Raw genomic sequence first — 13,265 nt, 5'->3', positions numbered from 1 at the left:
GGGGTATTTCACTTTAGAATATCTCTGAATTGGTAAGCCATGCGGGGCGAATATAATTTCTGACGTTTGAGCGATGGTAAGAAAATCCTTTGTCTATATGCTTTGATTCTTAAAAATTATTAATATGGCAAAGTAGTATCAGAATAACATGAAATTCAAGGCAGGACAATAGCGAGAAGGGTAAGATTGGAAATTTAGTGAAATGAAAGCGTTACCTAAATTGCATATCAGTGAATAATGGTGAATATTGGCGGTGTTGGTAAATAAAAAAGCCAATGTCATAATGCTGACGTTGGCTTTGAGGTGGGTTTTGAAAAAAAATAGTCTTGGATGAAAAATTAGATTGTTCGTGTTTTGCTCATTACTGCGAAAGCATTCTCTACGGCAGTTAGGGTTTCATCCAAGTCAGTTTCGCTGTGTGCAATAGTCATAAACCAAGCTTCATATTTGGATGGCGCAAGATTAATTCCTTGATCCAGCATCAATCGGAAAAATTGCGCAAATATTTCACCATCGGTATCTTGCGCTTCCTCATAATTGGTGATGGGATGATTGCAAAAATGAGTGGAGAAGGCTCCGCCAATCCGGTTGATGGTTAAGTCGATAGCGTGCTTATCGGCTGCGGTTTGAATGCCTGCGGCTAAGCGGGCAGCCATGGAGTCGAGCTTGGCGTAGACGCCTGGCTGCTTCAGCGCCTGTAAGCAGGCGATGCCTGCAGATATGGAGGCAGGGTTACCGGCCATGGTTCCCGCTTGATAAGCGGGACCGAGAGGGGCTACCTGCTCCATAATGTCTTGGCGGCCGCCATAGGCGCCTATGGGCAGGCCGCCGCCGATGATCTTGCCGAGCGCCGTGAGGTCCGGCTCGACCGCTTTCCAAGCTGCGGCGTCCTTAGCGTCGCCTAGCAAAGGCAACTCCTCGTACGTCTGCGCCGCGCCGTACTGAAAGCGAAACGCGGTGATCACCTCGTCGTAGATCACCAAAGCCCCGTGCTGTCGCGCCAAGCTGCACAGCCCTTCCAGATAACCCGCCTTCGGCATAACCATGCCGAAGTTCCCGACAATCGGCTCGACCATCACCGCCGCCGTTTCAGAACCCCACCGCGCAAGCGCGGTCTCCAGCGCCGCCAAGTCGTTGAACGGCACTGTAATGACCTCTTGCGCAATAGAAGGCGGAACGCCGGCACTATCCGGAATGCCGAGCGTTGAAGGACCCGAACCGGCCGCAACCAGCACCAGATCCGAGTGGCCGTGATAGCATCCGGCAAACTTGATGATCTTGCTGCGTCCGGTGTAGGCGCGTGCCACGCGAATCGTCGTCATCACCGCTTCCGTGCCGGAGTTCACAAACCTGACCTGATGCAACGAAGGAATCGCGTCCTTCAGCATCTGGGCAAAAGTTACCTCGAGCTCCGTCGGTGTCCCATACAAAAGCCCGTTCTCTGCGGCACGGCATATTGCCTCCGTCACATCTGGATGGGCATGTCCGAGAATAATCGGACCATAAGCTGCCAGATAATCGATATAGCGATTATCATCCACATCCCAGAAATAAGCGCCTTTCCCGCGCTTCATGAATACTGGCGCGCCTCCACCCACAGCCTTGAATGACCGCGAAGGACTGTTAACTCCACCAACAATATGCTTTAAAGCTTCTTTATAAAATACCTCAGATTGCTTCCTAACTTTCCCCACTAAGTATCTCCCCTTGTAACTAAAATGAATTACTCAAAATATTTCTATAGCGATAAAAAACATCCTAACAGCAGGTTACTTAAAACCAATCTGGTTCTGTAACGATATTTCATACCGTTACACCGTATGTGTCTACAAACAATAACCGTCTAAAGTCACTCAAATGATAAAAAACATCCTAACAGCAGTAACTTAAAACCAATCTGGTTCTGTAACGATATTTCATATCGTTACAACGTGTGTGTCAGCAAGCAGCAACTATCTAAAATCCTTCTAACGATAAAAAACATCCTAACAGCAGTAACTTAAAACCAATCTGGTTCTGTAACGATATTTCATACCGTTACAACGTGTGTGTCAGCAAGCAGCAACTATCTAAAATCTTTCTAACGATAAAAAACATCCAACAGCAGGTTACTTAAAACCAATCTGGTTCTGTAACGATATTTAATACCGTTACAACGTGTGTGTCAGCAAGCAGCAACTATCTAAAATCCTTCTAACGATAAAAAACATCCTAACAGCAGGTTACTTAAAACCAATCTGATTCTGTAACGATATTTCATACCGTTACAATATCATTCTCTTTAGCTATTAAGAAAATCTCAATTTGCTAAGGAGCACTTCTGCACCTTGTTTGAACGATCTCCACTCATTCTCCGAAATGAGGTGCAAATCTGCACCTTGCTTGAGTGATCATGGCTCATTCCCCGAAATGAGGTGCATTTCTGCACCTTGTTTAAGTGATCTCAGTTCATTCGGGGACACCCCCCTTAAATAAACAACAGCCGGTCTAGGTTAGACCGACTGCTTCACTTATCTTTATTTACTCGGTCACTTCTCTAGGTCACTTCTCTAGGCCAATTCCCTAGGTCACTTCCCCAACGATTCCCTTCAACCACCCGATTGAATAACAGGCTTAGGCGATGGTGTTACATTAGGTGCTACTGTAGGTACTGGTGTAGTTGTTGGAATTGGAGTTGCTGATGGTATAGGTGTTGGCGTTGGGTCAACATTTGTTACTGGTACCTCAGTAGGACTAATGGATTCAACAGGGTCTCCCGAAGGACTAGGCTGTATGGATTCCGATGGTATTATAGGCTCCCCAGATGAAGTTGGAGTGGGAGTTGGTGTTGGTGTTGGTTTTACTGATGCAAGTGGTGTAGCAGTTGGTGTAGGCTTTGGTGTAGATGGTCTTGATGTAGGTCTCCTCGTTGCAGTCGGTTGCATATGGGCAAGGGGCTGCTCCACTCCGGTTAGGGACTCAACAAACTTATCTTGAATATAGGCTTTCAATAATTCAGGATCCGTTGAAAGAACAGACGCTCCGTTAATTCGGGTATCATCTAATAAATGAGCAGGGGGAACTTGAATTCCCACAAAACCAGAGGATTTTGCATCAAAACCAAGGGCTCCAAGCTTCATCTTTTCCGAAAAGGTATCAATATTCGTTTCGATATAGGGATCAATAGCTGCAAGAATACTTGGCAGTTTAATAATGCCTGCAGTTGATTGCATTTTTTCTGAGATAGCTGTTAAAAACTTACGCTGTCTTTCGGAACGGGTGAAATCTGACATGGCATCATGACGGAAACGTACATACTGCAGAGCTGTTTTTCCATCCAATTCCTGATAACCTTGCTTAAGATGGATATCATAAACATGATCATCTTCTGCATCTTCATAATCCATATCTTTTTCAACATCGATACTGACTCCGCCGAGTGCATCGACAACGCCGATAAAGCCTTTGAAATCCATATAGACATAATACTGAATCGGAATATCCAATAAATTGCTGACAGTTTTCATCGCTAATGTAGGTCCGCCTAATGCCATTGCTGCATTGATTCGATCTGAACCATGCCCTGGAATCTTCACGTATGTATCACGCAAAATGGAAATTAATAAGGCCTTTTTAGTATTAGGTTCTATTGAAACTACCATCATTGAGTCAGAACGAGGTACTTCGTTGCCGCTTTTTTCCAGACCGCGAGCATCGGCACCAAGCACTAGAATATTAACTCTTTGTGTGCCTTCCCATTTGGGAGCGGCTAATTCCGGGTCATTTTTACTTATGTTGTCGAGTTGCTGAATGGGTGAATTCGGTTTTGCTGCACCTATATGATTAACCGCCGAGTATAGATGAATAATATAATAGCCGATAAGAAGAATTGCGATACTGCCTATTGAAATCAAACTCCATTTAATCTTTTTACGCATGATGTCCCTACCTTTACGATTCAAACCTTTTCCTTTGCTAAGGGTTGATGTATGATTTGTATATTCTTTCATTATAGAATGCCCAACTTCAGATATGCAAGTCGAACGGAGGACTCGAAATACAATGCTGGCAATAGATGTCAAAAACCTTACTAAACAATTCAAAGCACAACGCAACCGAGAAGGAGTTAAGGGGGCACTAAAAGATCTTTTTCGCCGGGAATATAATGAAATTACTGCTGTAGATGATATTAGCTTTCAGATTCCAAAAGGTGAGATTTGTGGCTACATCGGCGAGAATGGCGCAGGTAAATCGACAACAATCAAGATGCTCACAGGGATTCTTGTGCCCACTTCGGGAGAAATTCATGTGAATGGCTTTGTGCCTTATAAAGAAAGAGAAAAATTCGTTCGTGGAATTGGTGTAGTATTTGGCCAACGCAGTCAATTATGGTGGGATATTGGTGTAATTGAGTCCTTTCAGCTGCTGCGGAAGGTTTATCGAGTTAGTGAAGCGGATTATAAATCACGTCTAGATGAGCTGGTGCAGCGTCTGCAATTGGCAGATTTACTTAATCGGCCAGTAAGAAAGCTTAGTCTGGGACAGCGGATGCGCTGTGAGCTAGCTGCCTCGTTACTTCATAATCCGGCTATAGTCTTCTTGGACGAGCCGACCATTGGTCTGGATATTGTCGTAAAAACCGAAATTCGTGAGTTTCTTAAATCGATGAACCAACGTTATGAAACAACGATTTTACTCACTACCCATGATTTACAGGATATTGAGGCGCTTTGCTCACGAGTAATCATGTTGGATGATGGAAAAGTTATTTATGACGGTGGACTAGAAGAACTGAAAAATCGTTGGGGTAAGGGCAAGGAAATTGTTTTCCAATTTACCTCGGGACAGGAACTTTTTGCTTTACAGGCTTTAACTGCTGGGCTAGAGGTAGCGTGGTCACAAGAAAATGAATATGTGGCCAAAGTCTGGGTGCCAACGGAGCAGGCTAATCTCTCGGAGGTATTGAGCAGAGTCGTTGGTGTAATGCCTATCCACGATGTCAAAATCATTGAAACCAACACCGATGACATTGTGCGTGAAATCTATAAATCAGGTTCGGCAAAAGGAAAGATAGAGCTATGATGGGTGCTTATTTGGAAATGATCCGTATGCGTTTTCTGATGATGTTAGCTTATCGGATGAATTATTATAGTGGAATTGTGATTTACATCGTTAATATAGGAGCGCAATACTTTTTGTGGAAAGCGATTTATGCAGGAAATGGCAGTTTAATGGGCATGGATATGGGTCAAATGACCACTTATGTAGCCGTTTCATGGATGGCACGTGCGTTTTATTTCAACAATCTGGACAGTGAGATTGCTCGTGAAATCAAAGACGGCAGTGTAGCAATCCAATTTATTCGACCATATAAATATCTTCTAGTCAAAATATTCCAAGGCATGGGTGAGGGACTTTTTCGATTGATCCTATTTTCAACACCTGGAATGATTATTGTTTGCTTTATACTGCCGGTGCAGCTGCCCAAGGATCCTGTCATTTGGTTGATTTTTTTCGCCATGCTGCTATTCAGTTACTTGATTAACTCACAAATTAACATTTTAACCGGATTGTTTGCGTTCTTCGTGGAAAATAATGAAGGTTTGATGCGGATGAAGCGGGTTGCTGTCGATTTGTTTTCAGGGCTAATCGTACCCATTGCTTTTTTTCCGTTGTGGGCTGAGCGGATTTTACACTGGCTGCCCTTTCAAGCCATCTCATATTTACCCAGTGCGGTTTTCACTGGAAAAGTAGCAGGCTCGGCAATCCAACAGGTATTTGCTGTGCAAATTGCTTGGTTTCTCGTTCTGATTTTGCCGATTTATTTAATTTGGCGCCGTGCGCGTCATCGCTTGTTTGTGCAGGGAGGTTAAGGCATGTTATTCTATGGATCCTTATTTCTAGATTACTCCAAAAATTATATGAAAACGAAGCTGACTTATCGTGCCGATCTATGGCTTGAGATCATCTCAGATTTGCTTTTTCAAGGGATGAACTTGTTTTTTATTCTGGTTGTTTTCTTGCATACGCAATCCTTAGCTGGGTGGTCCGAGGCGCAAATTTTGTTTATTTATGGTTACTTTATGATTCCTTACGGTGTATTTACATGCTTTTTCAATCTTTGGGGATTCGCAGATAAATACATTGTAAAAGGCGAAATGGATCGTGTACTTACACGTCCTGCACACAACCTGGTCCAGCTTATCCTTGAAAATATGGATCCTGCCTCCTTAGTAGGCTCGTTGGTTGGCGCAATTATCATGGGCATTGCTTGGGCGCAGATTGGACTGCCTTTCCATGTGCTCGACATATTCGTATTTCTTTTATTCCTATTAGGATCAGTACTCGTCTATGCTGGCGTTTATATCATTCTAACGGCTATTTCCTTCTTTGTGGATGCGCAGACGGGTATTTTGCCGCTTGTTTACAATATTCAGAATTATGGCAGATATCCCGTGAAAATTTACAACAGAGCTATTCAAATTTTATTAACCTGGATATTGCCATTTGCTTTCGTTGGCTTTTATCCGGCTGCTTATTTCTTGGATGCAGATAATTGGGCAGGTTTTGCCTTCATTACTCCGCTTATTGGTGTGTTGTTCTTTACAGCCGCATTACTATTCTGGAACTTTGGTGTAAAAAGATACCGTGGAGCAGGCTCATAGATTAAATGGCAAGCAGAGAGGGAAATCACAATGACTTTAGAAATTGGCAAAAAAGCACCGAATTTTAAGCTAGCGGCTACAAATGGGGAGATTGTAAAATTATCAGATTTTAAAGGAAAAAACGTTATCCTCTATTTCTATCCTAAGGATTTGACAACAGCCTGTATTAATCAAGCCTGTGATTTTCGTGATAAAATAACAGAGTTTACTGACAATAATACTGTAATTCTCGGAGTCAGTATGGATCCCGTGAAACAGCATCATCGTTTTATCGATAAGTACAACCTGCCTTTTATGCTGCTGGCGGACGAAGATCATGCTGTATGTGAGTTGTATGAGGTTTGGCTGCTTAAAAAATTGTACGGCGTTGAATATATGGGGATTGTCAGATCGACTTTTCTAATCGATAAAAAAGGGATTCTAGTTAAGGAATGGCGAAACATTCGCGTTAAAGGGCATGTAGAAGCTGTTTTGGGGACTGTAAGAGGGAAGTAATTTAAGTAGCCGATATCGCAATAAAAAGACCAGAAGCGTTATCTGCTTCTGGTCTTTTTATTATTATTTAAAACTCAATGACTGCCCTTAGCAGCCATCCGTTCTGAAATACGTTTAAGCTTATGGTAATAGGTCATCAAATCAACCTTTGCTTTTTCAGCATCTGGTCGGCTAGGCTGCAGTTTTTCAATGCCCCAGAAGATGATCAAATGCTCGAATACCTGATTGAAGTAAGAGACGGGACCGTAATTGGCATCTTTCGCGATTACTTCCATGCGGTCTTTAAATTGCGGCATGCTAACACCTGGCATTGCAAAATTAGTCATTGCTTTGTGAATATAGTAAATAAAGTTATGATCAACAGCTAAATAACCTTTAACAGCATCGCGGTAAAAAGCAAAATGCAAGGACTCATCCTTAGCAATGCGTCGTAGTAAGCTAGCTAACATTTTATCGTGATCTTTACAAGCAATGGCCACATTATTATAAAATACTAGAGTAGCTAATTCTTGAACTGTGGTATAAACCATCGTCTCAATAGCAGTATCAAAGTCAGGTGCATACCCGCCTTCTACAACTTCCTTGCGCAGTAAATGAAGTGCATGCGGATCTGCATTTCGTGTTATTATAAGATAGGTTTCCAATAGTGATGAATGTTGGTCTTCTTCCGAAACCCAGGTGTGAACGAAATCCTGAAGTACTTTTAAAGATCCTTTGAAGGTTGTAGCTAAGTGATGATAGAAGAAAGGTAGATTTACTTCCGTTAAAAGCGAAGTTTCAACAGCCGTATAAATGGCAGGTGGAAGTGTCCTTTGGTCTATCGACCAAGGCAACTCAATAAAGCTTTTACCAAGTTCCCAAGGGATGAACTCATGGTAGCTCCAGTCAATATTGGCCGCACGTTCCTTATGCTGTCTATATAACTCTGTTAGGTAAGGCTCTAATTTGTGATCAAAAATATTAAGTTGATAGTGTTCTGGAAGCATGTTTCCTCCTAAGAGCTTTACCGAGGCAAAGCTGGCTGCGTAAGCAAAATCTAAGTTTTGAGTCTGAACTTGCTTCGTAAGTTTAATCTACGTGGATAGCCAAGCATTGGTTGCACTTTTTTACTGTAGTAAATGACTCTTTTTTGTGTCGATAATTTTATCATTTTTAAATACTACCCCTTAACATATATGTTTATGCTGACAAAGTCAATAATAGTCATAATTGACTCTATGTAAACATATAATTTATGGAAGAAGGAACTGAAGAGCCGACGGAGGTAAGATTGTTAATGTTTACTCGCTTATTCACTTTTACTGTAAGAGTACTAATAGTGCTGTTACTTCTATTATTGTGTCAATTTTACCTAAATATACATGGAATTTCTGCAATTTATGCAAAGTCTAGTGATTTATCTTCTGAGCTTTATGAGCAATTAATGCTCGGAAAAAGAATTTACCCTGCCAATCAAGAAAAGAAAACATATACAAAGCCAACGCAGCCAACGGTTTATTTAACCTTTGACGATGGACCCAGTATCCAGACACCTAAGGTATTGGAAATTTTAAAAAAGGACAAGATTAAGGCAACTTTCTTTATGGTTGGAAAAATGGCTGAAGAGCATCCAGAGCTTGTTAAACAGGTTTTTATTGCAGGTCATACGATTGGAAATCACACTTATAATCATGTTTATAAGCAACTCTATAATAGGAACCTCTTAGAGTTTTGGCGGCAAATTCAGCAAACCGAAAAAATTCTTTATTCGATATGTGGAATTAAACCAGAGCTTGTCAGGGCGCCTGGAGGAACCTATACGCATTTTGATGCCTTCTATTACTATGATATGGATGAAGCGGGTTATACGATGATGGATTGGAATATGGATAGCTCTGATTCTTCGCGTGCGAATGTACCTGCTGATGAAATCGTGGCAAAAATCAAGGGGAGCACCTTGAATCATGAGGTAATATTACTGATGCATGATGGTACAGGGCATGGTCAAACGGTTCAAGCTCTTCCAGAAATTATCGCATATTTTAAGAAACTGGGTTATGCATTTGCTCCGTTGACGACGACGGTAAAACCTGTCCAAGCGCCGCTTTCTCCCAATAAACCAAAATCTCCCTACAGCTATGAACAGTTCATCGAGCAAGAAGAACGGGTTAAACAGGATATCTTGCAGCGTCTGAAACGACCTGTAATATTGCCTATTGGTGCAAGTCTGCTTGGTGTAACTGCAGTACTGCTTGACGGAACTTCGCTGCTGCCGGACTTAGCTCTTCCTTAGCTCTTCTGCAGAGTGAGATGGGATTGACTAAATTGACATCCTGTACATAAACTCTGGCTAATTCACCGCGTTCTATATATTCTCTGACTTCCAAGGCTGATACGAAGATAGCCCCATAACCACCGATAACTGCTCTAATGGATTCGGACAAGCCATTAAACTGCAGCCCAATTCGTGGAGGAGGAGCATTCTGAATTTTGCATAAAGCAAATAATTTATCTCGAGATGAGCTTCCCTCTTCTCTTAGAATAAATGGCTCATTCATCATTTGGTCCAAGGCGACGGCCTGATCTGCATAAGGATGTTTAGTAGGCACGACAAACCAAAGCGGATCCTCGAACAAAAGCTCACTATGGATTAGTGGGTGATTGACAGCTCCTCCACCAATTACAGCAAGCTCTGCCTCATAATGAAGCAAGGACTCCATAGCATCTGTGGAGTTTTTTGTTGTTAGTGTGCAATCGATTAGAGCATGCAATTGTTTGAATTGTGAGAGCCACAATGGAAGCAGATAGTTGGCAGGGAGATAGGTTGAAACAATCTGGAGACTACCTAAATGACCTAAGTTGTATGCTTTCATCCGCGCTTCGATTTCACTTTCCAAGGCAAATAGGCGAATAGCATCCTTAGCTAAAATTTCACCAGAGGAGGTTAAGATAATGCCTCTGCCTTTGGGAGAGATGAGTTTGGTGTTTAGCTCTTTTTCCAAATTTCGAATTTGGGCAGTTACGGCCGGTTGACTGATTCGCAGCTCATCTGCTGCTTGGGTTACGCTGCCGTGCAAGGCGACTTTAGCGAATATCTTTAAGGCGTGAAGATTCACTCCTTGTTCCTCCTATTCATCAATATAATTTATGTATTAGGTAAAAATAAATATTATTCTTATGAATGGTTATGTCTTATTCTAAAGCTAACGATGCACACATTGCAACGATAAGAATGGGGATGCTACTTATGAAGCTGATTTGTTTTGAATGTAAGAGTGATTACTCCGATAAATCTTTTCAATATCAATGTCATTGTGGCGGTTTATTTCAGGTGGTTCATGATTTTAAAGCGGTGGATAGTGAGAAATTGCGCCGAATGTTCGCTGAGCGGCTTTCACAACGCATGAGTATGCACGCTAGTGGCGTATGGCGCTACAAAGAGCTGATTTACCCTGAACTGCCTGAAGCCTTTGTAACGACCAAATATGAAGGCAATACGGGCTTGTATGCTTCAGAGTCGCTCCAGGCTTACACAGGGGTTCGTCAAGTATGGCTAAAGGCGCAAAGTGAGAATCCCAGCGGTTCATTTAAGGATAATGGGATGACAGTAGCCGTTTCACATGCACGTTCCTTAGGAAAACAGAAGCTTGCTTGCTCATCTACAGGAAACACATCTTCCTCTTTGGCCATGTATGCCGCATTGGCTGGTTGTAAAGCTTATGTTTATGTACCGGAGCGTCAGGTGTCGGAGAATAAAATCAAGCAAACTCTAGCTTATGGAGCTGAAATTATCCGGATTGCAGGGACGTATGACGATGGAATCCGTTTTCTGGAGCAGAATTATGAAGAGTTAGGTCTTTATGTATGCAATTCAATCAATCCCTGGCGAATTGAAGGACAGAAAAGCATGATTTATGAAGCAGCACAATCTTTAAACTGGAAGATTCCTGATTGGATTATTGTACCCGGTGGTGCATTAAGCAATGCCGTTTCACTGGGCAAAGGCTTGAATGATTTGTACATGCTTGGATTTATTGATCATTTGCCGAAAGTAGCTGTTGTTCAAGCAGAGGGGGCGAGTCCATTTCATCGGATGATCGAAGGCAACCATCCAACACTAATCCCCGAGCTGCAGCCACAAACGATAGCTTCAGCAATGAATATTGGCAACCTACCTAGCTGGCGCAAGGCTCAAGCAATGTTGAGCCAAACCAAAGGAGTAACGGTGAGTGTAACAGATGAGGAAATTCTAGCAGCAAAGCAGCTGATAGATCGAAGTGGAATAGGATGTGAGCCGGCATCTGCGGCAACGGTTGCTGGGTTAAGGAAATTGACTGCCAGTTTGATCATTGATCCAGATGAGACAGCTTTGTGTGTTCTTACGGGTCATATTTTGAAGGATTTCGCATCTTTCCTTGACTATGATAATTGAGGTTCTATATAATTACTAAATATTATCAAGGAAACGACCGAGGAGAGAATGTGACCCATGACGAAGCCAAATGAAATAATTGTGGTCTTGGATTTTGGAGGCCAATATAATCAATTGATTGCTAGACGTATTCGCGATCTAGGCGTTTACAGCGAACTATTGCCTTATAATGTTACTGCAGAGAAATTAACAGCACTAAATCCCAAAGGAATTGTTTTCTCAGGCGGCCCATCTAGCGTTTACGAAGACAAAGCTCCACAGGTGGATCCAGCAATCTATGATTTGGGTATTCCTATCTTGGGGATTTGTTATGGGATGCAGTTAATGGCACACCAGCTTAAAGGGAAAGTAGAGCGGGCTGGCAAGCGTGAGTACGGTAAAGCTGATGTAGATTTTGCTGAAGATAATCTGCTGATTCATGGGTTAGACCGCAAGCAAACAGTCTGGATGAGTCATGGAGACATGGTTTCTGAATTGCCAGAAGGCTTCGTGGCTGATGCAAGCACGGACCATGCCCCAATTGCTGGAATGAGCCATTTCGATAAAAAAATGTTCGGGGTTCAATTCCACCCTGAGGTCAGGCATTCCATATTTGGCAATGAGATCATTCGCAACTTTCTTTACAACATTTGTGATTGTGATGGCAACTGGAGTATGGGAACGTTCATCGAGGATACAATCCGTGAAATTCGTGAAGAGGTTGGCGATAAAAAGGTACTCTGTGCATTAAGTGGTGGTGTAGATTCTTCTGTTGTTGCCATACTGCTGCATAAAGCTATTGGTAAACAATTAACCTGTATGTTCATCGACCACGGTTTGTTGCGTAAAGATGAAGGCGAAAGCGTTATGGAAACCTTTGTAGGCAAGTTTGATATGAAGGTTGTCAAAATTGATGCTCAAGAGAGATTTTTGGGCAAATTAGTTGGCATCGATGATCCTGAACAAAAGCGAAAAATCATTGGTACTGAATTTATCCGCGTGTTCGAGGAAGAGTCTGCACAATTCGATGATTTCACATTCCTAGCACAAGGTACTTTGTATACAGACATTGTAGAGAGTGGTACTGCTACGGCGCAAACGATCAAATCACATCATAATGTAGGCGGATTGCCTAAGGATATGAAGTTTAAGCTAGTAGAGCCGCTAAAAGCTTTGTTTAAAGACGAAGTACGTATAGTGGGTGCGGAATGCGGCTTACCGGATGCGATTGTATGGCGTCAGCCATTCCCAGGTCCAGGCTTAGCGATTCGTGTACTTGGTGAAGTGACGGAAGAAAAACTTAAAATTGTTCGTGAATCCGATGCAATTCTGCGTGACGAGATTGCAAAAGCAGGCCTTGATCGTGAGATCTGGCAGTATTTTACGGCATTGCCGAATATGAAAAGTGTTGGCGTTATGGGCGATGCTCGAACGTATTCCTATACAGTTGGGCTGCGTGCTGTCACATCAATTGATGGCATGACTGCAGATTGGGCAAGAATTCCTTATGATGTACTTGAGAAAATCTCGAATCGAATTGTTAACGAAGTTGAGAATGTAAACCGCATTGTCTACGATATTACCTCTAAACCACCTGCAACAATTGAGTGGGAGTAGTGTAATTCCAAGTTCAACTGCAACAATAGAGTGCAAAAAATTACTTTCTTTTATCTGCTTTGTTTAGCAAATAGGAGGGAGTATTTTTTTTGTGTAAAAACTTCCCATTTAAAACTTTA

General features: G+C 42.3%; 11 protein-coding genes. 7 read left to right on the top strand and 4 right to left on the bottom strand.

What is annotated here, in order from left to right; genetic code table 11:
• Positions 1-338: 338 nt before the first annotated feature.
• Both EHS13_RS28690 and EHS13_RS28685 read right to left on the bottom strand, forming a co-directional pair.
• Positions 339-1,694: a glutamate-1-semialdehyde 2,1-aminomutase gene (locus tag EHS13_RS28690; protein WP_155703661.1), complete on the bottom strand. Its 1,356-nt coding sequence runs from the start codon at positions 1,692-1,694 to the stop codon at positions 339-341.
• 894 nt (positions 1,695-2,588) lie between these two features.
• Complete coding sequence (locus EHS13_RS28685; RefSeq protein ID WP_227013572.1) at positions 2,589-3,917, bottom strand: LCP family protein; 1,329 nt, start codon at positions 3,915-3,917, stop codon at positions 2,589-2,591.
• Between the two features lie 124 nt (positions 3,918-4,041).
• On the opposite strand from EHS13_RS28685, the gene EHS13_RS28680 reads away from it, so the two are divergent.
• The 4 genes from EHS13_RS28680 to bcp are packed head-to-tail and all read left to right on the top strand — an operon-like array spanning position 4,042 to position 7,139.
• Entirely contained in the window at positions 4,042-5,061 is a 1,020-nt protein-coding gene (locus EHS13_RS28680) for an ABC transporter ATP-binding protein (protein ID WP_155703660.1), read from the top strand.
• The gene (locus tag EHS13_RS28675) at positions 5,058-5,852 is read left to right on the top strand and encodes an ABC transporter permease (RefSeq protein ID WP_155703659.1); all 795 of its coding nucleotides are present in this window, start codon (positions 5,058-5,060) and stop codon (positions 5,850-5,852) included. Before EHS13_RS28680 ends, EHS13_RS28675 begins: the two co-directional genes overlap by 4 nt.
• A gap of 3 nt (positions 5,853-5,855) precedes the next feature.
• Positions 5,856-6,644, top strand: a complete 789-nt coding sequence (locus EHS13_RS28670) for an ABC transporter permease (protein WP_155703658.1) — start codon at positions 5,856-5,858, stop codon at positions 6,642-6,644.
• A gap of 30 nt (positions 6,645-6,674) precedes the next feature.
• Positions 6,675-7,139 carry a thioredoxin-dependent thiol peroxidase gene (gene bcp, locus EHS13_RS28665; RefSeq protein WP_155703657.1) on the top strand — a complete coding sequence of 155 codons (465 nt, stop codon included), beginning with the start codon at positions 6,675-6,677 and terminating at the stop codon, positions 7,137-7,139.
• 74 nt (positions 7,140-7,213) lie between these two features.
• Here the strand turns inward: bcp and EHS13_RS28660 are convergent, their stop codons facing one another.
• The gene (locus EHS13_RS28660; protein ID WP_155703656.1) at positions 7,214-8,125 is read right to left on the bottom strand and encodes an acyl-ACP desaturase; all 912 of its coding nucleotides are present in this window, start codon (positions 8,123-8,125) and stop codon (positions 7,214-7,216) included.
• 290 nt (positions 8,126-8,415) lie between these two features.
• Between EHS13_RS28660 and EHS13_RS28655 the strand changes: the two genes are divergently transcribed.
• Positions 8,416-9,411: a polysaccharide deacetylase family protein gene (locus tag EHS13_RS28655; RefSeq protein WP_162463301.1), complete on the top strand. Its 996-nt coding sequence runs from the start codon at positions 8,416-8,418 to the stop codon at positions 9,409-9,411.
• On the opposite strand, the gene EHS13_RS28650 is transcribed toward EHS13_RS28655, so the two are convergent.
• Positions 9,332-10,234 (bottom strand): LysR family transcriptional regulator, encoded by a 903-nt coding sequence (locus tag EHS13_RS28650; RefSeq protein WP_155703654.1) that lies wholly within the window; start codon positions 10,232-10,234, stop codon positions 9,332-9,334. The two genes, EHS13_RS28655 and EHS13_RS28650, sit on opposite strands and share 80 nt — an antisense overlap.
• Before the next feature lie 131 nt (positions 10,235-10,365).
• Between EHS13_RS28650 and thrC the strand changes: the two genes are divergently transcribed.
• Entirely contained in the window at positions 10,366-11,550 is a 1,185-nt protein-coding gene (gene thrC, locus EHS13_RS28645; RefSeq protein WP_155703653.1) for a threonine synthase, read from the top strand.
• 57 nt (positions 11,551-11,607) lie between these two features.
• Positions 11,608-13,146 carry a glutamine-hydrolyzing GMP synthase gene (guaA, locus tag EHS13_RS28640; RefSeq protein WP_155703652.1) on the top strand — a complete coding sequence of 513 codons (1,539 nt, stop codon included), beginning with the start codon at positions 11,608-11,610 and terminating at the stop codon, positions 13,144-13,146.
• Positions 13,147-13,265: the final 119 nt, after the last annotated feature.

The organism is Paenibacillus psychroresistens (assembly GCF_009728935.1).
Lineage (GTDB): Bacteria > Bacillota > Bacilli > Paenibacillales > NBRC-103111 > Paenibacillus_AC > Paenibacillus_AC psychroresistens.
Note: the sequence above shows the minus strand (reverse complement) of the source record. Positions and strands in the feature narration are given on the sequence as shown.

Bases quoted from the DNA above. Each gene is read 5' to 3' on its own strand.
- EHS13_RS28685 (WP_227013572.1), bottom strand. From the start codon at position 3,917: ATGCGTAAAAAGATTAAATGGAGTTTGATTTCAATAGGCAGTATCGCA.
- EHS13_RS28680 (WP_155703660.1), top strand. From the start codon at position 4,042: ATGCTGGCAATAGATGTCAAAAACCTTACTAAACAATTCAAAGCACAA.
- EHS13_RS28675 (WP_155703659.1), top strand. From the start codon at position 5,058: ATGATGGGTGCTTATTTGGAAATGATCCGTATGCGTTTTCTGATGATG.
- EHS13_RS28670 (WP_155703658.1), top strand. From the start codon at position 5,856: ATGTTATTCTATGGATCCTTATTTCTAGATTACTCCAAAAATTATATG.
- bcp (WP_155703657.1), top strand. From the start codon at position 6,675: ATGACTTTAGAAATTGGCAAAAAAGCACCGAATTTTAAGCTAGCGGCT.
- EHS13_RS28660 (WP_155703656.1), bottom strand. From the start codon at position 8,125: ATGCTTCCAGAACACTATCAACTTAATATTTTTGATCACAAATTAGAG.
- EHS13_RS28655 (WP_162463301.1), top strand. From the start codon at position 8,416: ATGTTTACTCGCTTATTCACTTTTACTGTAAGAGTACTAATAGTGCTG.
- thrC (WP_155703653.1), top strand. From the start codon at position 10,366: ATGAAGCTGATTTGTTTTGAATGTAAGAGTGATTACTCCGATAAATCT.
- guaA (WP_155703652.1), top strand. From the start codon at position 11,608: ATGACGAAGCCAAATGAAATAATTGTGGTCTTGGATTTTGGAGGCCAA.